This is a genomic window from Ramlibacter agri (genome assembly GCF_012927085.1).
Classification (GTDB): Bacteria; Pseudomonadota; Gammaproteobacteria; order Burkholderiales; family Burkholderiaceae_C; genus Ramlibacter; species Ramlibacter agri.
In genome coordinates this window covers 3,021,255-3,041,235 of sequence record NZ_JABBFX010000001.1, presented here as the reverse complement: position 1 = coordinate 3,041,235, position 19,981 = coordinate 3,021,255, and the positions used below count along the sequence as shown (strand labels likewise).

The 19,981-nt window shown below is 68.5% G+C and carries 19 protein-coding genes; 12 read left to right on the top strand and 7 right to left on the bottom strand.

From position 1 onward, the window contains the following. Genes HHL11_RS14865 through HHL11_RS14850 form a run of 4 tightly spaced genes read right to left on the bottom strand, consistent with a single transcriptional unit; the run spans nt 1 to nt 4,372 of the window. A complete protein-coding gene (locus HHL11_RS14865) occupies nt 1-1,002 on the bottom strand; it encodes an ABC transporter substrate-binding protein (RefSeq protein ID WP_169419129.1) in 1,002 nt (333 codons plus the stop codon). A gap of 36 nt (nt 1,003-1,038) precedes the next feature. Continuing rightward, entirely contained in the window at nt 1,039-2,139 is a 1,101-nt protein-coding gene (locus HHL11_RS34640; protein ID WP_169419128.1) for an adenylate/guanylate cyclase domain-containing response regulator, read from the bottom strand. Continuing rightward, nucleotides 2,136-2,504, bottom strand: coding sequence for a response regulator (locus HHL11_RS14855; protein WP_169419127.1), 369 nt, complete (start codon nt 2,502-2,504; stop codon nt 2,136-2,138). The genes HHL11_RS34640 and HHL11_RS14855 overlap by 4 nt, the downstream gene beginning before the upstream one ends. Then, on the bottom strand, nt 2,501-4,372 hold the full coding sequence (locus HHL11_RS14850) for a sensor histidine kinase (RefSeq protein WP_169419126.1): 1,872 nt from the start codon (nt 4,370-4,372) through the stop codon (nt 2,501-2,503). Before HHL11_RS14850 ends, HHL11_RS14855 begins: the two co-directional genes overlap by 4 nt. A gap of 219 nt (nt 4,373-4,591) precedes the next feature. Between HHL11_RS14850 and HHL11_RS14845 the strand changes: the two genes are divergently transcribed. The 7 genes from HHL11_RS14845 to HHL11_RS14815 all read left to right on the top strand — a co-directional run bounded on the left by HHL11_RS14845 (nt 4,592) and on the right by HHL11_RS14815 (nt 11,410). After that, on the top strand, nt 4,592-5,161 hold the full coding sequence (locus HHL11_RS14845; RefSeq protein ID WP_169419125.1) for an NHL domain-containing protein: 570 nt from the start codon (nt 4,592-4,594) through the stop codon (nt 5,159-5,161). A gap of 189 nt (nt 5,162-5,350) precedes the next feature. Then, nucleotides 5,351-6,577 (top strand): YncE family protein, encoded by a 1,227-nt coding sequence (locus HHL11_RS14840; RefSeq protein ID WP_169419124.1) that lies wholly within the window; start codon nt 5,351-5,353, stop codon nt 6,575-6,577. Between the two features lie 127 nt (nt 6,578-6,704). Further along, nucleotides 6,705-7,517: an ATP-binding cassette domain-containing protein gene (locus tag HHL11_RS14835; RefSeq protein WP_169419123.1), complete on the top strand. Its 813-nt coding sequence runs from the start codon at nt 6,705-6,707 to the stop codon at nt 7,515-7,517. 1 nt (nt 7,518) lies between these two features. After that, nucleotides 7,519-8,241 carry an ABC transporter ATP-binding protein gene (locus HHL11_RS14830; RefSeq protein WP_169419122.1) on the top strand — a complete coding sequence of 241 codons (723 nt, stop codon included), beginning with the start codon at nt 7,519-7,521 and terminating at the stop codon, nt 8,239-8,241. Then, on the top strand, nt 8,241-9,113 hold the full coding sequence (locus HHL11_RS14825; protein ID WP_169419121.1) for a branched-chain amino acid ABC transporter permease: 873 nt from the start codon (nt 8,241-8,243) through the stop codon (nt 9,111-9,113). Before HHL11_RS14830 ends, HHL11_RS14825 begins: the two co-directional genes overlap by 1 nt. 4 nt (nt 9,114-9,117) lie before the next feature. Beyond that, nucleotides 9,118-10,167, top strand: coding sequence for a branched-chain amino acid ABC transporter permease (locus HHL11_RS14820; protein ID WP_169419120.1), 1,050 nt, complete (start codon nt 9,118-9,120; stop codon nt 10,165-10,167). 31 nt (nt 10,168-10,198) lie between these two features. Further along, entirely contained in the window at nt 10,199-11,410 is a 1,212-nt protein-coding gene (locus HHL11_RS14815; protein ID WP_169419119.1) for an ABC transporter substrate-binding protein, read from the top strand. A gap of 21 nt (nt 11,411-11,431) precedes the next feature. Here the strand turns inward: HHL11_RS14815 and pmbA are convergent, their stop codons facing one another. Next, the gene (gene pmbA / locus HHL11_RS14810) at nt 11,432-12,808 is read right to left on the bottom strand and encodes a metalloprotease PmbA (protein ID WP_169419118.1); all 1,377 of its coding nucleotides are present in this window, start codon (nt 12,806-12,808) and stop codon (nt 11,432-11,434) included. Nucleotides 12,809-12,872: 64 nt separating this feature from the next. Here pmbA and yjgA point away from each other — a divergent pair, with 64 nt between their 5' ends. After that, a complete protein-coding gene (gene yjgA / locus HHL11_RS14805; protein ID WP_169419117.1) occupies nt 12,873-13,499 on the top strand; it encodes a ribosome biogenesis factor YjgA in 627 nt (208 codons plus the stop codon). Then, on the top strand, nt 13,492-14,076 hold the full coding sequence (gene mog / locus HHL11_RS14800) for a molybdopterin adenylyltransferase (RefSeq protein WP_169419116.1): 585 nt from the start codon (nt 13,492-13,494) through the stop codon (nt 14,074-14,076). The genes yjgA and mog overlap by 8 nt, the downstream gene beginning before the upstream one ends. 3 nt (nt 14,077-14,079) lie before the next feature. Here the strand turns inward: mog and cysE are convergent, their stop codons facing one another. Together cysE and HHL11_RS14790 are read right to left on the bottom strand one after the other, a co-directional pair. After that, nucleotides 14,080-14,847: a serine O-acetyltransferase gene (gene cysE / locus HHL11_RS14795; RefSeq protein WP_169419115.1), complete on the bottom strand. Its 768-nt coding sequence runs from the start codon at nt 14,845-14,847 to the stop codon at nt 14,080-14,082. A gap of 26 nt (nt 14,848-14,873) precedes the next feature. After that, entirely contained in the window at nt 14,874-15,596 is a 723-nt protein-coding gene (locus HHL11_RS14790; RefSeq protein WP_169420054.1) for a TrmJ/YjtD family RNA methyltransferase, read from the bottom strand. 37 nt (nt 15,597-15,633) lie between these two features. On the opposite strand from HHL11_RS14790, the gene HHL11_RS14785 reads away from it, so the two are divergent. From HHL11_RS14785 to HHL11_RS14775, 3 genes are all read left to right on the top strand, one after another. Then, complete coding sequence (locus tag HHL11_RS14785) at nt 15,634-17,796, top strand: SulP family inorganic anion transporter (RefSeq protein WP_169419114.1); 2,163 nt, start codon at nt 15,634-15,636, stop codon at nt 17,794-17,796. A gap of 137 nt (nt 17,797-17,933) precedes the next feature. Continuing rightward, complete coding sequence (locus HHL11_RS14780; RefSeq protein ID WP_169419113.1) at nt 17,934-18,875, top strand: inositol monophosphatase family protein; 942 nt, start codon at nt 17,934-17,936, stop codon at nt 18,873-18,875. 10 nt (nt 18,876-18,885) lie between these two features. Further along, entirely contained in the window at nt 18,886-19,935 is a 1,050-nt protein-coding gene (locus tag HHL11_RS14775; protein ID WP_169419112.1) for a mechanosensitive ion channel family protein, read from the top strand. Nucleotides 19,936-19,981: the final 46 nt, after the last annotated feature.

The window sequence follows — 19,981 nt, the reverse complement described above, 5'->3', positions numbered from 1 at the left end:
TCACTCGATCACCTCGTCCGCCCGCAGCCGCGCCGCTTCCGGGATCGTGATGCCCATCGCCCGGGCGACCTTCAGGTTGATCACGAATTCGAAGTTCATCGGCTGCTCCATCGGCAGTTCGCCGGGATTCGCGCCACCCAGGATCTTCGCGACGTACTCCGCCACCTTGCGGGCGGTGGCGAAGAAGTCGAGGCCGTAGGACAGCATTCCCCCGAAGCCGCGATGGGCGACGAAAAGGGGCGCCCGCAGCTCCGAGGAGAGCGCGATCCATTCGCGCTGCAAGGCCATGTTGACCGGCGTGATCTGCAGGATGATCGCGTCCGGCCGCTCGCGGCGCAGCGCGGCTGCCACCTTCTCGAAGCCCGCCGCCGAATCCAGGTCCAGGCGCAGCAAGTTCACGCCCAGCACGCGCGCCTCCTCGTCTTCCGCGGCTTGCACCGCTGCGACCTTGGCCTCGCTTCCATGGGCGAGCAGCAGGCTGGCAGGCGAGCCGGGGTACGCGACCCGCGCCGCTGCCGGCAGCGCCGCCTTCAGCAGTTCGAGGCGCTTGGGCACCAGGTCGTCGGGGAAGTTCGCCATGCCCGTCAGCTGTCCGCCGGGCCGCGCCAGGCTCGTGACCAGGCCCGCACGCACGGGATCCGGCACCGGGAACGCGACGATCGGCAGGCTGCGGCTGGCCGCCATGACCGCCCGGATCGCGGGCGTGCTCAAGGCGACGACGAGGTCCGCCTTGAGCCTGACCATTTCGGCCGCGAAGTCGGCATAGCGCTCCATCCGGCCTTCGGCGTAGCGCCACTCGAAGACGAGGTTGCGGCCTTCCGCGAAGCCAAGCTCGCCCAGCCTCTGCGTGAAGACATTCAGCAAGCGCTGGTCGTCCGGCGAGTTGTAGGCGGTGAACCCGAACCAGCCAACCCGGTAGACCTTGCCGGCGGCTTGCGCCAGCGCCTCGAGCGTCGCGAGCAGCGCCCCGGACGCCAGGACCAGGGAACGTCGATGAATCATCGAACCACCTCCGTCGTTGGAAGGAGCAACCAGCCCTCACCGCGCGATCCGCAGCACCTGCACCGGCCGCGGAAAGCCCTTGAGTTCCAGCGCTCCGGCTTTCTCGAACGGCGCAACCTCGCCGGCCCGCGCCGCCGCGCGCTGCTGCACCAGTGTTTCGCCCGCGGCCGCCTCCGAGCACAGGCGCGCCGCCAGGTTGCAAACCGCGCCCACGGCGCCATAGTCCAGGCGCCCTTCGAATCCGATCAGCCCCATCGTTGCATAGCCCTGCGCGATGCCGACGCCCATGCCGAGCTCGTAGCCCATGCTCGCCCACTCCTGCGCGAGCTCGGCGAAGACGGCATGCATTTCCAGCGCCATCCGGATCGCGCGCGCCGCGGGGTTGTCCACCGGCACCGGATCGTTGAAGAAGATCATGATGCCGTCGCCCGCGAAGTGCTCCACGGAGCCTTGATGCTTCATGATCAGGGCGCCCATCTGCCGGTGGTACTCGCGCAGCACGGTGTGCACGTCCTCGGGGTCCACGCTTTCGGAGAAGGCCGTGAATCCGCGCAGGTCCAGGAACACCACCACGATCTCGCTGCGGTGGCTGCGCATGGCGTCCAGCTGTCCGCTGAGGATCAGGTCGGCCACGGCCGGCGAGAAGAAGCGCTTCAGGTAGGACAGCTTCTGCAGTTCCTCGACGCCCTCTTTCACGCGCTGCTCCAGGCGCAGGTTCCAGTCCGCCAGCTCCCGCTTCTGCACCTCCACCTGGTCGTGCAGGGTCTTGATGCGCAGCAGCGAGCGCACGCGCGCCAGCAGCTCCGGCCGGTTGATCGGCTTGGTCAGGAAATCGTCGGCGCCCACGTCCAGGCCGCGGACCCGGTCCTCGCGCGCATCCAGCGCGGTCACGAGCACGACCGGCAGCAAGGCCGTCCTCGCATCGGCCCGCAGCGCCTGGCAGACCTGGAAGCCGTCGAGCCCGGGCATCATGACGTCGAGCAGGACCAGATCCGGCGCTTCGGCTTCGATCGCCCGCAATGCCTGCTCGCCGTCGGCCGCGGACTCCACTGCGTACCCTGCGGCGCCGAGCATGTCCACCAGCAGCTTCACGTTGGAAGGCGTGTCGTCGACCACCAGGATGCGGGCCGGCTTCATGCCCGGGCCTCCAGCGCCTGCTTCACGGTAGCCAGGAAGGACTTCACGTGGATCGGCTTGGTGATGAAGCCGTCGAAGCCGGAGACGACGACGCGCTGCTGGTCGTCCGGCATCACCGAGGCCGACACCGCGAGCACGGGCATCCGCAGGCCGGCTTCTTCGCGGATGGACCGCAGCACCGCCACGCCGTCGGTGTCGGGCAGCTGGATGTCCATCAGGACCAGGTCCGGCTGGTGCTGCCTGGCCGCGGCCAGCCCCTGCGCGCCGGTGCTGGCCTCGATCGTGCGGTAGCCGGCGAACTGCAGCAGGTCGCGAAACAGCTTCATGTTCCGGTCGTTGTCCTCGACGATCAGGATGGAATTCATGCAACCTCCTGCTGCGGCAGCCGGACGACGAAAGTCGATCCCTGGCCCACCTGGCTTTGCATCCGGATCGTGCCGCCGTGCAGTTCCGCCAGCCTGCGTGCCAGGGCCAGGCCGAGGCCCGAACCCTCCACCTTGCCCGGATGGGCGCCGCTGGCCTGGCGGAACTCCTCGAACACGAGCTCCTGGTCTTCGGCCTTGATGCCGATGCCCGTGTCCTGCACCGCGATCTCCAGCGCGTCCGCCGCCGTGGCGGCGCTGACGCTCACCTCGCCCCCGGCAGGCGTGAACTTCACCGCGTTGGACAGCAGGTTGATCATGATCTGCTTGAACTTGCGCTCGTCCGCCACCCACTGCCGGGGCACCTTGTCGCAGTCCAGGCGCAGGGCCACGCGGCTGCGGCTCGCGCGCTCCCGCATCAGCGACAGCGTGCTTTGCAGCGCCGCCGGCACGTCGAAGCGGGACAGCTCCAGGTCCATGCGTCCGGCTTCGATCTTGGAGAGGTCCAGGATGTCGTTGATCAGGGACAGCAGGTGCACGCCCGAGGCATGGATGTCGGCCAGGTAGTCCGCCTGCTTTTCGTTCAGCTCGCCGAACATCCGCTCCAGCAGCGCCTCCGAGAAGCCGATGATGGCGTTGAGCGGCGTGCGCAGTTCGTGCGACATGCTGGCGAGGAACTCGGTTTTGTGCCGGCCGGCGACTTCCAGCTCGGCGCTCTTGCGCCGGATCTCGCGCAGCGCTTCGCTCAGTTCCTCGGTTCGGAGGTCCACCTTGCGCTCCAGGTTGCCGTACAGGTCGCCCAGCGTCGCCGCGAGGTGGTTCACCTGGCCCGCCAGGCCTTCCAGCTCGTCCCCGGTGCGGATCTCGATGCGATGCGACAAGTCGCCGCCGGCGAGCACGCTGGCGCCCTCGCCGATGGCCATGATGGGCTTGGCCATGCGGCGCGAGACGTAGATGCTGGCCAGCACCGCGAGCGCCAGGCCCAGGAGCAGCAGCAGGCCCGTCCGGCGCAGCGCCGCGTACACCGGCCCCAGCGCCTCGGAGACGGGCTGCTCCACGAACACCAGCCAGTGCAGCGAGGGGATCTCGGCGTGCGCCGACAGCACCTGGGCGCCATCGGGTCCGTGCGTCACTCGCGGCGTCCGATCCTCGTGCGAGCGCGCGCTCGCGACCTGCGGCAGCGCCGAGAGATCCAGCTTGCGCAGCACCAGGCTGATGTCCGGATGGGCGATGAGGCGGCCATCGGCATCCACCACATAGGCGCTGCCGTTCTCGCCCGCCTTGATCTGCGAGATCACGTCCCAGATGAACTTCAGGTTCACGTCGGCCACGATGACGCCGCCCGCGTGGCCGCCTTCGGCCACGGCGATCGTCATGTAGGGTTCCGTCTCCTTGCGGAAGGAGACCGGGCCGAAATAGGTCTCGCCCTGGCGCGGCAGCACGAAGCGCGGATCGCGCGAGTGGTCGGCCGCCGGGTCGACGCGGTCGGCGCTGAGCCGCGACACCTTGAGGCGCTCGTGCCCCTGGGCATCGAGCAGCATCAGGTCCGTGATGGCAGGGACCTGGCGCAGCAGCTTCAGGAAGTCCAGCCGGACCTGGTCCTCGCCCGTGCCCGCGGGCCGGGGAAAGCGCATCCACCCCATCTGGTGCTCGATCTCGCGCACGTAGGCTTCGATGCGCGACGCGGCGAACGCCGCCTTCTCGGCCTGCAGGTTCAGCACCGCGGACTGGTTCTCGCGGTAGGTGAAGGACAGCTGCACCAGGCCGCTCACCAGCAGGGCGGTTCCCACGACCGCCACGAAGTAGATCGCGTACTTGCGTCCGAGCGAGCTGGGCAGGATCCGCATCCGGCGCAGGAAGGAGCTGTTCATGGCTGGGCTGCTGCTGCCGTGCAGAATACACGCGCGCCAACCGCGGCGCCACCACCGCCGAGGGGATGACGCCGTGCAAGGCGGTCGGCCAGTTGGGAATCACCATCCCGGCGGAACTGCTCATCACGGCGGAAATGATCGACTGAGACGCGCTTCCCTTGCCCGATGCGCCGTCGATGCCATGCTGGCGCGAGCCGGCGCGCTGCACTATCTTGCGGCATGGATCGCACGACGCGAAGCTTCACGCTGGCTGCCGCCCTGGCGGCCGCGCTCGCCGCCGGCTGCGGCGGTGGGGCCGGCAGCGCGCCCATGGCGCAGGCCGCAAGCCGGTGCCCCTGCGTCACCACCTTCGCCGGCTCCGGCGAATTCGGCAACACCGATGGCATGGCGCTCTCCGCGCAGTTCACCTTCCCGCACGCGGTGGCCATCGACGGTGACGCGCAGGTGCACGTCGCCGACTACGGCAACAACAGCATGACGCGCCTGATCGCGGGCGGGCTGGTGTTCACGCTGGAGGAGGACCCGACGGACTTTCCGCTTCCGCAGGAGGAGACTGTGGATGCTGAAGGGAACCGCTATGTCGCGGATACCTATGGCAACCGCATCCTGAAGGTCTCGCCGGATGGCGTGACGAGCGTGCTCGCGGGGACCGGAGAGTCCGGCGATGACGATGGCGCCGCGGCAAGCGCGAGCTTCAGTTTGCCGACGGGGGTGGCCCTGGGAGGCGATGGCGTGCTCTATGTGGCGGACATGGGGAACCGGAAGATCCGGAAGATCACGCTCGGGTGAGCCAAGTCAGCACAGGGTCAGCCCGCCAGGCAAGTCCCTATCCCCAGCGCATGTAAATCGCCAGCCTCTCCGAGGGGGGAATGGGCGTGCGCCATGAGCCGCCATTGCCCCCCGCAAAAACCGTGTGTACCGTTTTCCGGCCTTTGCGGAGGGAGTGCGTCCGCGTGGCATCCACTTCAGGAGAGCGACATGCGAAACACAACATGGATGTTGGCAGCCCTGATCACGGGTCTTCTCGCGGGCTGCGGAGGCGGCGGGGGCGGCGGCTCCCTGCAGCCGAAACCGCTGGCGTCGACCTTGCTGCCCGTGCAGGGCGCCGGCCCCACCACCAACTTCGGCTTCGACCTGGGCATGGTGGTGGGCAACCGCTACTACTTCACCGACCGCACCAATGCGTCCGTGGACGTGTTCGACACGGGTTCCGGCGCGCAGGTGGCGCAGATCAAGGGCACCGGCGCCAATGCCTTCGCCGGCACCGGCGCCAGCAACGCCGTGTCGGGGCCCGATGGCATCAACGCCGTGGGCAACCTCATCTACGTGGGTGACGTGAACTCGGTGAAGATCATCGATCCCTCGACCAACACGATCATCAAGACGATCGTCGTGGGCAACCAGAACGTGCGCGCCGACGAGGGCTGCGTGGATCCGACCCACAACCTGTACTTCATCGCCACGCCGGAAGGCAGCCCGCCGTGGGTAACCGTCATCAACACGCAGACGCAGATGATCGTGGCGCAGATCAATTTCGTCGATCCCGCGGGCAATGCGACCGCCGGCCTCGAGGAGTGCCAGTACGACACGGCGTCCGACACCTTCTTCATCAACAACGACGGCACCACCGCCAACCCGAACGGCGAGCTGATCTCGATTCCCGGCGCGTCCATCCGCGGCATCGCTGCCGGCGCGACGGTCAACTACACCACGCTGGCCGGCGCGGTGGGTTACTCCGAGGGCAATTGCGATCCGACCGGGCTCGCACTGGGGCCCGGCACCGACATCGCCGTCAACTGCCGCGAGGGCACGGCGGGCGCGCCGCTGCTGGTGGAGATCTTCAACCGCAACACCGGCGTGATGGTCACCACGCTCAATGCGGGCGGCGGTGACCAGCTGGAGTACGACGCCGGCCAGAACCGCTACTTCTCGGCGGCCAGCCGGTGGACCCCGAACGGCCTGTCCTCGGGCGGGTCCTGCGTGGCCAACGGCGCGGCTGCGTGCACGCCGCGCCTGATCACCATCGATGCGGGCACGCGAACCATCCTGTCCAAGGTGGCAACCGGCAACAACGCACACTCGGTCGCGGTCGACCCGGCCTCGGGGCTCGTCTTCGTGCCGGTCTCGTCGGACGCGAGCCCGGCGGGTTGCATCAACTGCAACAACGGCAGCGCCGGCGTGCTGATGCTCACGACCCGGTATTGAGGCCACAAGCGCGGCCTGGGACCGCGCGAGGCACCTGCGCGACACCCCTTGGGGAAACCCCCATCCGGCCGGGCGGCGCTTTGGTGAAAGCATTCGCCACCCCCTCGCCAGGCCGGAGGTCCAGCGCGTGCCCGTCTCGCCAGCTGATCGCACCGTTTCCCGCCCGGGCGCCGACGGCCCGCTGCTGTCGGTGCGGGACGTCACCGTGCGCTTCAGCGGCATCACGGCCCTGGACGGCGTGTCCTTCGACGTGCGCAAGGGTCAGATCGCCGGCCTGATCGGCCCCAACGGCGCCGGCAAGACCACCCTCTTCAACTGCCTGTCGCGCCTCTACGGCTACTCCCAGGGCTCGATCCGTTTCGACGGCCAGGCCCTCGAAGGCGTGCCGCGCCACGGCATCGCCCGCCTGGGCATAGCCCGCACCTTCCAGAACCTGGCGCTGTTCTCCACCATGAGCGTGCTGGACAACATCAAGGTGGGCCGCCACGCCCGCACCCGCAAGGGCTTCCTCGCCAACGCGCTGCGCCTGCCCGGCGTGGGCGCCGAGGAGGCCGACAGCAGCCGCCGCGCCGCGGAGCTGGTGCGCTTCCTCGGGCTCGAAGCGGTGGCGGACCGCCGCGTGGCCGACCTGCCCTTCGGCACCCGCAAGCGCGTGGAGCTGGGGCGGGCGCTGGCCAGCGAACCCACCTTGCTGTTGCTGGACGAGCCCGCCGCCGGCCTCAACCACGAAGAGGTCGGCGCGCTGGGCAGCCTCATCCGTTCCATCCGCGACCAGTTCCGCCTCACCGTGCTGCTGGTCGAGCACCACATGGGCCTGGTGATGAGCGTGTCCGACCAGGTCGTCGCGCTCAACTTCGGCCGCAAGATCGCCGAGGGCACGCCGCAGGAGGTGCGCAACCACCCCGACGTGATCCAGGCCTACCTGGGGACGCAAGGCTGACATGACCACCCCGCTGCTCGAAGTTCGCAACTTGCACGCGGGTTACGGTCCCACCGAGGTGCTGCACGGCCTGGACTTCAGCCTGGAGGAAGGCCACATCACCGCCCTGCTCGGCGCCAACGGCGCCGGCAAGACCACGACCTTGCGCGCCATCTGCGGCATGGTGCAGGCGAGCGGCGACGTCCTGTTCGACGGCCAGCGCATCACCGGCAAGGCCACGGAAGACATCACGCGGCTGGGCGTCGCGCACGTGCCCGATGGCCGCGGCACCTTCACCGATCTCACGACCGAAGAGAACCTGCGCCTGGGCGCCTATGCGCGCCGCGACCGCAGTGCGGCCAGCCTGGCGCAGGACTACGAGCGCATGTACACGCTCTTTCCCATCCTCAAGGAAAGGCGGCACCAGCAGGCCGGCACCTTGAGCGGCGGCCAGCAGCAGATGCTGGCGGTGGCGCGCGCGCTGATGCTGCATCCGCGCCTGCTGCTGCTGGACGAACCTTCGTTCGGCCTGGCGCCGCTGGTGGTGAAGGACATCTTCGAGGTGATGCGCGACATCAACGCCACGCAGCAGGTCAGCATCCTGCTGGTGGAGCAGAACGCCGCGATGGCGCTGAAATTGGCCGGCAGCGCGCACCTGCTGGAGACCGGCCGCATCGTGCGCAGCGGCCGCAGCACCGACCTGATGAACGACGACGCGGTGCGCCGCGCCTACCTGGGGTATTGATGGAAGCCTTCCTGCACCAGGTGGTCAGCGGCCTCGCCACCGGCGGCATCTACGCCAGCCTGGCGCTGGCGCTGGTGATGATCCACAACGCCACGCGCCTGGTGAACTTCGCGCAAGGTGAGATGGCGATGTTCGCGACCTATCTCTGTTGGACGATGCTGCAGGCGGGCTGGCCTTACTGGGCGGCTTTCGGGTCCACCGTGGTGCTGGCCTTCGTGCTGGGCGTGGCCATCGAGCGCATCATCATCCGGCCGGTGGAGCGTGCGCCGGTGCTGACGGTGGTCGTCGTGTTCATCGGCCTGCTGTTGATCCTGAACTCGCTGGCTGGGTGGATCTTCACGTACACGATCAAGAGCTTCCCCAGTCCCTTCCCGAGTGGGCCGCCCTTCGGGCTGCACATCGTTTCCTGGCACGAGCTGGGCGCGATTGTCGTGACCTTGTGCGTCCTGCTGCTCGTGTTCCTGTTCTTCCGCTTCACGCCGCTGGGCCTGGCCATGCGGGCGGCGGCGCAGAACCCGGAGTCGAGCCGGCTGGTGGGCATCCGCGTAGGCTGGATGCTGGCCCTCGGTTGGGGCTTGGCCGCAGCGATCGGCGCGACCGCGGGGATGATGGTCGCGCCCATCGTGTTCCTCGATCCCAACATGATGACGGGCGTCATCCTCTACGCCTTCGCGGCGGCCCTGATGGGCGGCATCGACAGCCCCGGCGGCGCGGTGGCGGGCGGCTTCATCGTCGGCGTGCTGGAGAACCTGGTAGGCGCGTACGTGATCGGGACGGAGTTGAAGCTGACCGTGGCCCTGGTCCTGATCGTCGGCGTGCTGGTGGTGAAGCCCGCCGGGATCTTCGGGCGCACGATCGTCCAGCGGGTGTGATGCCATGTCCGCCGTGAGCACCGACCTCGCGCCCCTGCAAAACGTCTCCGGCAACGCGGCCGGCGGCGTTCGGGGCTGGTCGCCGCGCGTGGTGATCTGCGTCGCGGTGCTGCTGCTGGCCGCCTGCGCCCTGCCCTTCCTGGTCAGCAACTACCGCGTCTTCCAGTTCACGATGGTCCTGATCTACGCCATCGCGCTGCTGGGGCTGAACATCCTCACCGGCTACAACGGCCAGATCTCGCTGGGGCACGGCGCCTTCTATGCGATCGGCGCGTACGTCACCGCCATCCTCATGGACCAGGGCAACGTGCCTTACTGGGCCTGCATCCCGATTGCGGGTGCGGTGTGCCTGTTGGCGGGTTTCCTGTTCGGGCTGCCGGCGCTGCGCCTCGAAGGCGTGTACCTCGCGCTTGCCACTTTCGCGCTGGGCGTCTGCCTGCCGCAGCTGCTGAAATACAAGGGGCTGGAGCACTGGACCGGCGGCGTGCAAGGCATCTCGCTGATGAAGCCCGATCCGCCCATCGCGGACATCTTCGGGCTGAAGCTCAACCCGGATCGCTGGCTGTTCCTGTTCACGCTGGCCGTCACCGTGGTGATGTTCGCGATCGGCTGGAACCTGCTGCGCGGGCGCGTGGGCCGCGCGCTCATCGCCATCCGCGACCAGCCCATCGCCGCCTCCACCATGGGCATCAACAACGCCCTGTACAAGTCGCTCGCCTTCGGCGTCAGCGCGCTGTTCACCGGCGTGGCGGGCGCGCTGGGGGCGATCGCGGTGGCCTTCGTCGCGCCGGACAGCTTCACCATCTTCCTGTCCATCTCGCTGCTGGTGGGCATGGTGGTGGGCGGGCTGGCTTCCATCACCGGCGCGTTCTGGGGCGCGCTGTTCATCCAGTTCGTCCCCAATGTCGCCGACAGCATCTCCAAGGCCGCGCCCTGGGCCATCTATGGCGCGCTGATGATCCTTTTCATGTACGTGATGCCCACGGGCATCGCGGGTGCCTTGCGCCTGGCGTCGCAGCGGCTGCGGCGACGCCGGGACTCCGCGGCGGGGTGATCGCCGTTTCCTCTCCCTGAAAGGACTCCCTATGGCCATCAAGAACCGCATGCTGTGGGCCGCACTGGGGCTCGCCCTGGCCGCCGCCCCCGCCGCGGCGCAGCAGAAACAGTACGGGCCCGGCGCCAGCGACACCGAGATCAAGGTCGGCAACACCATCCCGTACAGCGGGCCCGCATCGGCCTACGGGATCATCGGCAAGGTGGAGGCGGCCTACTTCAAGATGCTCAACGAGCAGGGCGGCATCAACGGCCGCAAGATCGACTACATCTCGCTGGACGACGGCTACAGCCCGCCCAAGGCGGTGGAGATGATCCGCAAGCTGGTGGAACAGGACGAAGTGCTGTTCACGGTGAGCACGCTGGGCACGCCGTCGAACTCCGCCATCCACAAGTACATGAACCAGAAGAAGGTGCCGCACCTTTTCCTGGCCACCGGTGCGAGCAAGTGGAACGACCCCAAGGACTTCCCCTGGACCATGGGCTTCAACCCCAGCTACCAGGCCGAAGCCAGGCTCTATGCGGCGGACATCCTGCGCAACCACCCGAACGCGAAGATCGCCATCCTTTACCAGAACGACGACTACGGGAAGGACTACCTCAAGGGCTTCATGGACGGCCTGGGCGACAAGGGCAAGGCCATGGTCATCAAGACCGCGACCTACGAGGTCACCGACCCCACCGTCGATTCGCAGATCGTCACGCTGCAGTCCTCGGGCGCCGACGTCTTCTTCAACATCACCACGCCCAAGTTCGCGGCGCAGGCGATCCGCAAGGTGGCGGACGTCGGCTGGAAGCCGGTGCACTACCTGAACCAGGTGTCGGCAAGCGTGGGCGCCGTGCTGAAGCCCGCGGGCCTGGACAAGTCGGTGGGCCTGGTCTCCATGCAGTACTTCAAGGACCCGACCGACCCGAAGTGGGCCAACGACCCGGCGATGAAGGACTACTTCGCCTTCATGAAGGCGCGCGTGCCCGATGGCGACCCGGCCGACGGCCAGGCCACCTACGGGATGATGGTGGCGCAGCTCACCACCGAGCTGCTGAAGATGTGCGGCAGCAACCTGACGCGCGAGAACCTGATGAAGCAGGCTGCGAGCTTCAAGAACTACCAGATCCCGCTGGCGCTGCCTGGCGTGACGGTCACCACCGGCCCGAACGACTTCGCGCTGTTCCAGACCATGCAACTGGTCAAGTTCGACGGCAAGACCTGGCAGGGGCTCGGCGAGCCCGTGGCAGTGAAGTAGCGGCTATCGGAGGCCGGGGTCTCAGGACCCGGCCACCTTCATCTTGTCGATGAGGATCGAGCCCACGGTCTTGGCGCCGTAGTTGTAGACGTCCGCGCCGACGGCCTGGATGCCCATGAGCATGTTCTTCAGGTTGCCGGCGATCGTGATCTCTTGCACCGGGAAGGCGATCTCGCCGTTCTCCACCCAGAAGCCGCTGGCGCCGCGCGAATAGTCGCCGGTCACGTAGTTCACGCCCTGCCCCATCAGCTCGATGACGAACAGGCCGGTGCCCAGCTTCTTCAGCATCTGCACCAGGTCGTCGCCGGGCTGCGTCAGGCGCGAGGTCAGCGACAGGTTGTGCGAGCCGCCGGCGTTGCCGGTGGTCTTCATGCCCAGCTTGCGGGCCGAGTAGCTGCTGAGGAAGTAGCCTTCCACCCGGCCGGCGTCGACCACCTTGCGGGCCCGCGTGCGCACGCCTTCCTCGTCGAAGGCCGCGCTGCCCTTGCCGCGCTGGACGAAGGGGTCCTCGTCGATGTGCACGTGCTCCGGAAAGACCTGCTTGCCCAGCGAATCCAGCAGGAAGGTGCTCTTGCGGTACAGCGAGCCGCCGCTGATGGCCTGCACGAAGCCGCCCAGCAGGCCGGCAGCCAGCGGCGACTCGAACAGCACCGGGCATTCGCGCGTCGGGATCTTGCGCGACTTCAGGCGGGCCAGCGCGCGCTCGGCGGCGTAGCGGCCCACGGCTTCCGGCGAAGCCAGTTCCGCGGCCGAACGCATGGAGCTGTACCAGGCGTCGCGCTGCATCCCGTCGCCCTTGCCGGCGATGGGCGCCACCGAAATCGAGTGGCGCGAGCTGGCATAGCCGCCACGGAAGCCGTGCGTGTGGGCGCTGAAGAAGTGGCTCTGCTGCGCCGAAACGCCGGCGCCTTCGCTGTTGGTGATGCGCTTGTCGGTCTGCAGGGCCGCGCGCTCGCAGCGCAGGGCCAGCTCGGCGGCCTGCTCGCTGGTCACGTCCCAGGGGTGGAAGAGGTCCAGGTCGGGCTGGGCGCCGGCCGGGGCCACGTCATCGAGGTCGGGCAGGCCGGCCACCGGGTCCTGGGCGGTGAAGCGGGCGATGTCGTAGGCGGCCTGCACCGTGCGCTGGATGGCCGGACGCGAGAAATCGGAAGTGCTGGCATTGCCACGCTGGTTGCCCACGTAGACGGTGACACCGAGGGACTTGTCGCGGTTGCGCTCGACCGTTTCCAGTTCTCCCTTGCGGACCGAGACACTGAGACCGCAGCCCTCGGAGGCTTCGGCGCCGGAGTTGGTCGCGCCCAGCTTGCGGGCATGGTCCAGCGCGAAATCCACCAGTTCCTCGAATTCGGAGCGGCTGTAGCTGAAGCCGTGGGCGGCTTGCGCGGGTTCGTTCTTCATGGCGGGCTATGATACTTTGCAGAGCACGGCCGCTGCGGCCGTGCAGCCCTCTTTCGCATACCCCATGTCCCGCAAACCCAAGAAGGGCTACTACGTCAAAGGCCATTTCGTGGCCGAAGGCAGCGAGCTCGACCTCCAGCTGAAGGCCGAAGTGACCGGCGGCGAGCCGAGCAAGACCGACCTGAAGAAGGAAAGCACCGAACTCCAGAAGCTCGGCGAAGCGCTGCTGACCCTGCGCGAAGACCTCTTCACGCGCCTCGAACTGCCCGAACAGCTGGTGTCCGCGCTGGCCGACCTGAAGCGCATCACCAACTTCGAGGGCCGCCGCCGCCAGATGCAGTACGTCGGCAAGCTGATGCGCCAGCAGGACGAGGCCACCTTGCAGGCCGCGCGCGACGCGCTGGAAGAACAGCGCGGTGGCTCCGCACAGCAGACCCTGGCCCTGCACGCCGCCGAACGCTGGCGCGACGAGCTGGTCGCCAGCGACGACGCCCTGCAGCAGTGGCTGTCCGCCCACCCCGACACCGACGCGCAGCAGCTGCGCGCGCTGGTCCGCCAGGCCCGCAAGGACGCCGCGCCCACGCAGGACCAGGTCTCGCGCGGCGAAGTGCCGCGCAAGGGCCGGGCCTTCCGCGAAATCTTCCAGATCGTGCGCGAACGGCTGGAGCAGGAAGAAAACGAAGATGAGTGATTTAGCCGCCGCCCGCATCGGCATCGTCTCGATCAGCGACCGGGCTTCGTCCGGCGTCTACGAGGACAAGGGCCTGCCCGCGCTGAAGGACTGGCTGGGCAAGGCGCTGAAGAACCCGCTGGCCTTCGAGGAACGGCTGATCCCGGACGAACAGGCGAAGATCAGCGCCACGCTGATCGAACTGGTGGATGCCGGCTGCGCCCTGGTGCTCACCACCGGCGGCACCGGCCCGGCGCCGCGCGACGTCACGCCCGAGGCAACGCTCGCCGTCGCCGACAAGGAAATGCCCGGCTTCGGCGAGCAGATGCGGCAGATCTCGCTGCGCTTCGTGCCCACGGCCATCCTGTCGCGGCAGGTCGCGGTGATCCGCGGCAAGACGCTGATCATGAACCTGCCGGGGCAGCCGAAGGCGATCCAGGAGACGCTGGAAGGCCTGAAGGAAGACGGCAGGCAGGTCGTGCCGGGCATCTTCGCCGCTGTGCCCTACTGCATCGATCTGATCGGCGGCCCCTACCTCGAGACGAACGACGAGGTGTGCAAGGGGTGGCGGCCGAAGAACGCGGTCCGGCCCCGATAACCCTTATTTGCCGACCAGCTGCGTGTACTTGTCGGAGTCGAACGACTCCTTCTTCGCCGCGCCGGCCGGCACGCAGTTTTCCCCACGCGCCTGCAGCTTCTCGATCGCCTGCCACAGCAACGCGATCTGGTGTTCCTGCGTGCCGGCGTTGTCGATCAGGCCCTTCATGGCCTGCGACAGCGGGTCGTCGGCGGCCGTGACGCCGTAGGCGGAGAAGCCCATCTTGGCCGCGGCTTCCTCGCGCCGCGCGCCGTCCTCGGCCTGGATGATCCGCGCCGGGATGCCCACCGCCGTCGCGCCCGGGGGCACCGGCTTGGTCACCACGGCGTTGGAGCCGATGGCGGCGTCATCGCCCACCTCGAAGCCGCCCAGCACCTTGGCGCCGGCGCCCACGACCACGTTGCGCCCCAAGGTCGGATGCCGCTTGGAGCCCTTGGTGAGCGAGGTGCCGCCCAGGGTCACGCCCTGGTAGATGGTGCAGCCGTCGCCGATCTCCGCCGTCTCGCCGATCACGACACCCATGCCGTGGTCGATGAAGACGCCATTGCCGATCTTGGCGCCCGGATGGATCTCGATGCCGGTCAGCCAGCGCGAAAGCTGCGAAACGAGCCGGCCCACCCAGCGGAAATCGCGCAGCCACAGGCCGTGCGCCACGCGGTGCAGCAGCAGAGCGTGCAGGCCCGGATAACAGGTGACCACCTCCCACTTGCTGCGCGCGGCAGGGTCGCGGTCGAGGATGCACTGGATGTCGGAACGCAAGCGGCTGAACATGGGGTGTTTACTTATGCCCGGACAGTCTAAGGCTTTGCCTTTTTGGCCGCTTCGCCCATGGCCTTGGCGACACCACGCAAGATGTGGATTTCCTCGGGGGTCGGTTGCGCGCGATTGAAAAGCTGGTTCAGCCGCGGCATCAGCTTCTTGGGCGCCTTCGGGTCCAGGAAGCCGATCTCCACCAGCGCCTGCTCCCAGTGCGCCAGCAATCCCGCCACCGCCTGCGCGTCGGCGGCGGGCGTGGCCGGGGGCCGGGCTGCGCCGAAGCCGCCCAGGCACTGGCGCCATTCGTAGGCGACCACCTGGATCGCGGCGGCCAGGTTCAGCGAGCCGTAGTCCGGGTCGGTCGGGATCTGCAGCGCCACGTGGCAGCGGTAGACGTCCTCGTTGCGCATGCCGTAACGCTCGGACCCGAACAGGAAAGCGACTGACTCGCCGCGCGGTGCCAGCGGCTCCAGGTGCTCGCGCGGGGTGCGGGTGGGCGGACCGAAGTCGCGCGCCGTCATCACGGTGGCGCACAGGTGCGTGATGCCCTCCAGCGCTTCCTCCAGCGTTTCGACGGCGCGGGCCTTCTGCAGCACGTCCACCGCGCCGCTCGCGCGCTCGATGGTCTCGTCGCGTTCCAGCACGTCGTCCCAGCGGGGCTTCACGAGCACGAGGTCGTCGAAGCCCATGACTTTCATGGCGCGGGCGGCGGCGCCGACGTTGCCGGCATGGCTAGGCTGGATGAGGATGAAGCGCGTGGTCACCACGGGATTGTCACGCAAGGCCGCTACACTTTTTGACATGGATCGTCCTGTCACCCTGAAGGCGGCCGCAGTTCAGGTGTCCGCCGGGTTGATCCTGGGCCTGAGTGCGGTCATCTACGCCATCTCGTACGCGGCCCTGATGTTCTCGGGCCAGCTGGCGCCCCTGCTGCCTTACGCCATCACGGTAACCTTGATCACGGCCGCGGTCGGCGGCTTCTACGGATTGTTCTCCGAAGAGCCCACCATCGTCAGCGGCCCGGACTCCAACACCTCGTCGGTCATCGCCGGCATGCTGCTCACGGCCACGGCCGCCGCCCTGCCGGGGCCGCAGATGCTGGAGCACGCGCTGGTGCTGCTCGCCCTCGCGTCTTTCACCTGCGCCGTCGCCTACCTGGCCATCGAGCGCTACCGGCTGGCGCGGCTGGTCCGCTTCATTCCCTTCCAGGTGATGGCCGGCTTCCTGGCCTCGGCCGGCTGGCTGATGGCCAGCGGCGCGCTGAACATCGTCGCCGGCACGCCGCTCACGCGCGCGGGGCTGCAGGCCCTGTTGGAACAGCCCTGGCGGCCCGAGTTGCTGGCCGGCCTGGCGCTGGCCGGCGTACTGGCCGCGCTGAACAAGCGCTTCAAGCCGGCGCTGGCGGTGCCGTTGTTCATCGTCGTGGTCAGCGTGGCCATCAACCTGGTGACGCGCGTCGGCTGCCCGCATGTGGCTGCCTGCGCCGCGGACACCTGGTTCTTCCAGCCCTTCGACCGCCTGCCCTGGGTCGCGCCCTGGCACCTGCAGGTCGACGCCACCCTGCTGCACCAGCTGCCGGTGCTGCTGCCGTCCTTCATCGCGGTGGCCTTCGTCGGCACGCTGACGGTGCTGCTGTCCCTGAGCAGCCTGGAGCACACCTATCAACGTGACTTCCGGCTGGAGCCGGCGCTGCGCGTGCACGGGCTGATGACGCTGCTGGCGAGCGCGCTGGGCGGCTACGTCCTGGCCGTGTCGGTGGGCCGCAGCGTCATGCTGCGCCAGACCGGGGGCGGCCGCCTGAGCGGGCTGGTCAGCGCCCTCGTCTGCCTGGGCATGCTGTTCGGCCTGGCCTGGGTGGTCGCCTGGATCCCCAAGGTGGCGCTGGGCGCCCTGGTGCTGGTGCTGGGCGTGGGCATGCTGCGCCAGTGGTTCTGGGACTTGCGCACGCGGCTGCCGCGCGCCGACTGGCTGCAGATCGGCGGCATCCTGGTGTGCGTCGTCCTCTTCGGTTACGTCGTGGGTTTCCTGGTGGGCCTGCTGGCCGCCTGCATCTTCTTCGTGGTCACCTACAGCCGCATGCCAGCCATCCGGCTCGCCACCACGCTCGCCACGGTGCGCAGTTCCGTGATCCGCGAAGTGGAGGACCAGCAGTTCCTCTCCAGCGCCGGCAGCACCTGCCGGGTCGGGCGCTTCGAGGGCTACGTGTTCTTCGGTGTCGCCAACTCGATCTACGAGTGGTACCGCACCGGCGACGGCGCGGACTTCCGCCTGCTGGTGCTGGACTTCTCGCATGCGCGCGGCATGGACCATTCGGCCGCGACGGTGATCGCCCGCATCGTGCGCGCCGAAGCGCAGCGCGGCGGCCGCGTCATCCTCGCGGCCAGCAGCGCGGCGCGCCAGGTGCTGGACGCCAACCTGCCGGCCGAAGCGGCCGGCGTGCTGGAGGTCACCGACAGCTTCGACACCGCGCTGGAACACGCCGAAGAAGCCGTGCTGGCGCTGCGCCCCGTGGCGGACGCCGGCGGCGGCGCCGCCGCCAGTCCCGCGCTGCGCTGGCTGGACGCGGCGGCCGAACGCGAAGCCTTCCTCGCCTTCACGCAGAACCTGCAGCTGCGCGCGGGCGACCAGCTGTTCGCGGAAACGCAGGCTTCCACCGAGATGTACTTCATCGAAAGCGGCTGCCTGGAAGTGGTGAAGGCCAACGGCGTGCAGCAGCCCTTCCGCCTGGCCAAGGTGGTGGCTGGCTCCATGATCGGCGAGATGGCGCTCTATTCCGGCGAGCCGCGCACGGCCAGCGTGCGCGCGGCGCAGGAAAGCGAGCTGCTGATGCTGACGCTGGAAGCCTGGCAGCGCATGCAGCGCGACCGGCCCGAACTGGCGCGCGCGCTGGACCGGCACGTGATCCGCGGCCTCGCCAACCGCGTCAGCCGCACCAGTGCCGCGCTCAGCCAGCAGGACGCCTGACCCGGGCTTTCACATGGCGCAATCCCCTCGGGAAGCGTTCCGACAGCCCAGCCGGTAAAATCGCGCTAACCTCCCGCCTGTCGCATCGCCGGCAGGCGACCCGCCTGGTGTCCCGGGCGCAGCTCTTCGCACAACTCATGTCGTCCAACCAGCACCCCATGCTCAACGTGGCCGTCAAGGCCGCCCGCGCCGCCGGCGCCATCATCAACCGGGCCGCGCTCGACGTCGAGAGCGTCCGCATCTCGCAGAAGCAGGTGAACGATTTCGTCACCGAAGTCGACCACGCCAGCGAACAGGCCATCATCGAAACGCTGCTGCAGGCCTACCCCGACCACGGCATCTGGGCCGAGGAATCGGGCCGCGAACATGGCCGCGCCGGCGCGGACCACGTGTGGGTCATCGACCCGCTGGACGGCACCACCAACTTCATCCACGGCTTCCCGGTCTATTGCGTCAGCATCGCGCTGCTCGTGAAGGGCCGCGTCGAGCAGGCCGTGGTCTACGACCCCACCCGCAACGACCTCTTCACCGCCACGCGCGGCCGCGGCGCCTTCCTGAACGATCGCCGCCTCCGCGTGAGCAAGCGCACCCAGCTGAAGGACTCGCTGGTCTCCACCGGCTTCCCCTTCCGGCCGGGCGACAACTTCAACGTGTATCTCCGCATGATGTCCGACGTCATGCAGCGCACGGCGGGCCTGCGCCGCCCGGGCGCGGCGGCGCTCGACCTCGCCTACGTGGCCGCCGGCTTCACCGAAGGCTTCTTCGAGACCGGCCTGTCGCCCTGGGACGTGGCAGCCGGCTCGCTGCTGGTCACCGAGGCCGGTGGCCTGATCGGCAACTTCACCGGCGAATCGGATTTCCTGGAGCAGCGCGAATGCGTGGCCGGCAACCCGCGCATCTACGGCCAGCTGGTCGGCCTGTTGAAGAAGTACAGCAAGTTCGCCACCGCCGGCGAGAAGGCCGAACTGCGCCAGAACACGCTGCGCCTGGTCGACCCCGAAACCAAGCCGGGCACGCAGGTGGAAGAAGCCGGGAAGCCCGAAGCCGGCGAAGCCGGAAAGCCCGAAGCGGAGGCCTGACGGGCCGGGCATGGCGGACCTGCACGGGCATCCCTGGGCCGGCACGCTGTTCGCCGCGCTGGGCGCGACCGTGGCCGCCATCATCGGCCGCCACGCGCTGCGTGCCACGCTGCGCCGGCTGGCGCGGAGCAACCCGCTGGTCCTGTGCATGCTGGACGCCACCGAGCGCGCCGGCGCCGCCGCCATCCCCATGCTGGCGCTGCTGCTCGTATGGCAGGCCGCGCCGCAGGAGCTGCCGCACCTGGTGACGGTGCGGCACTTCACGACCCTGCTGTTGATCGGCTCGCTGACCTGGTTCACCAACGCGGCCATCGGCGGCCTGGTGCGCGGCGTGATCGAGAAGCACCCGGTGGACACCGAGGACAACCTGGACCAGCGGCGCATCCAGACCCAGACCGACGTGCTGGGGCGCACCGCGCAGGTGGTCGTGATCATCGCCGGCAGTGCGATGGCGTTGATGACGTTCCCCAGCGCCCGCCAGGTGGGCACGAGCCTGCTGGCCTCCGCCGGCGTGCTGGGCATCGTGGGCGGCATCGCGGCGCGACCCGTGTTCGCCAACCTCATCGCCGGCCTGCAGCTGGCGATCTCGCAGCCGATCCGCCTGGACGACGTGCTGATCATCGAGGGCGAATGGGGCAAGGTGGAGGAGATCACCGGCACCTACGTGGTGCTGAAGATCTGGGACGAGCGGCGGATGATCATCCCGCTGCAGTACTTCATCGAGAAGCCTTTCCAGAACTGGACCCGCACCGGCTCGCAGATCCTGGGCACGGCCTTCCTCTACGTCGACTACGAAGTGCCCATCGAGGCGATCCGCGCCGAGGCCAAGCGCATCTGCGAAGCGGCGCCCGAATGGGACAAGCGCGTCTTCAACGTGCAGGTGACCGACCTCACCGACAAGTCGGTGCAGCTGCGCGTGCTGGTTTCCTCGCGCGACGCCGGCCGCAGCTGGGACCTGCGCTGCAAGGTCCGCGAAGGGCTCATCGCCTTCCTGGCGCGGGAATATCCGCAAGCCTTGCCGCGATTCCGCATCGCGGAGCGTCCGCAGGCGCAGGCCTGACGCTGCGGGGCCCATGGGCCCAAAGTCCGATTGCCAGCCGCGCTAC

What these genes read in the sequence shown, in the direction of transcription:
- HHL11_RS14830 (WP_169419122.1), top strand. Translation starts at nt 7,519, where the DNA reads ATGACCACCCCGCTGCTCGAAGTTCGCAACTTGCACGCGGGTTACGGT.
- mog (WP_169419116.1), top strand. Translation starts at nt 13,492, where the DNA reads ATGAGTGATTTAGCCGCCGCCCGCATCGGCATCGTCTCGATCAGCGAC.
- HHL11_RS14775 (WP_169419112.1), top strand. Translation starts at nt 18,886, where the DNA reads ATGGCGGACCTGCACGGGCATCCCTGGGCCGGCACGCTGTTCGCCGCG.
- yjgA (WP_169419117.1), top strand. Translation starts at nt 12,873, where the DNA reads ATGTCCCGCAAACCCAAGAAGGGCTACTACGTCAAAGGCCATTTCGTG.
- HHL11_RS34640 (WP_169419128.1), bottom strand. Translation starts at nt 2,139, where the DNA reads ATGAAGCCGGCCCGCATCCTGGTGGTCGACGACACGCCTTCCAACGTG.
- HHL11_RS14820 (WP_169419120.1), top strand. Translation starts at nt 9,118, where the DNA reads ATGTCCGCCGTGAGCACCGACCTCGCGCCCCTGCAAAACGTCTCCGGC.
- HHL11_RS14780 (WP_169419113.1), top strand. Translation starts at nt 17,934, where the DNA reads ATGTCGTCCAACCAGCACCCCATGCTCAACGTGGCCGTCAAGGCCGCC.
- HHL11_RS14845 (WP_169419125.1), top strand. Translation starts at nt 4,592, where the DNA reads ATGGATCGCACGACGCGAAGCTTCACGCTGGCTGCCGCCCTGGCGGCC.
- HHL11_RS14855 (WP_169419127.1), bottom strand. Translation starts at nt 2,504, where the DNA reads ATGAATTCCATCCTGATCGTCGAGGACAACGACCGGAACATGAAGCTG.
- pmbA (WP_169419118.1), bottom strand. Translation starts at nt 12,808, where the DNA reads ATGAAGAACGAACCCGCGCAAGCCGCCCACGGCTTCAGCTACAGCCGC.
- HHL11_RS14815 (WP_169419119.1), top strand. Translation starts at nt 10,199, where the DNA reads ATGGCCATCAAGAACCGCATGCTGTGGGCCGCACTGGGGCTCGCCCTG.
- HHL11_RS14785 (WP_169419114.1), top strand. Translation starts at nt 15,634, where the DNA reads ATGGATCGTCCTGTCACCCTGAAGGCGGCCGCAGTTCAGGTGTCCGCC.
- HHL11_RS14865 (WP_169419129.1), bottom strand. Translation starts at nt 1,002, where the DNA reads ATGATTCATCGACGTTCCCTGGTCCTGGCGTCCGGGGCGCTGCTCGCG.
- HHL11_RS14840 (WP_169419124.1), top strand. Translation starts at nt 5,351, where the DNA reads ATGCGAAACACAACATGGATGTTGGCAGCCCTGATCACGGGTCTTCTC.
- HHL11_RS14825 (WP_169419121.1), top strand. Translation starts at nt 8,241, where the DNA reads ATGGAAGCCTTCCTGCACCAGGTGGTCAGCGGCCTCGCCACCGGCGGC.
- HHL11_RS14850 (WP_169419126.1), bottom strand. Translation starts at nt 4,372, where the DNA reads ATGAACAGCTCCTTCCTGCGCCGGATGCGGATCCTGCCCAGCTCGCTC.
- cysE (WP_169419115.1), bottom strand. Translation starts at nt 14,847, where the DNA reads ATGTTCAGCCGCTTGCGTTCCGACATCCAGTGCATCCTCGACCGCGAC.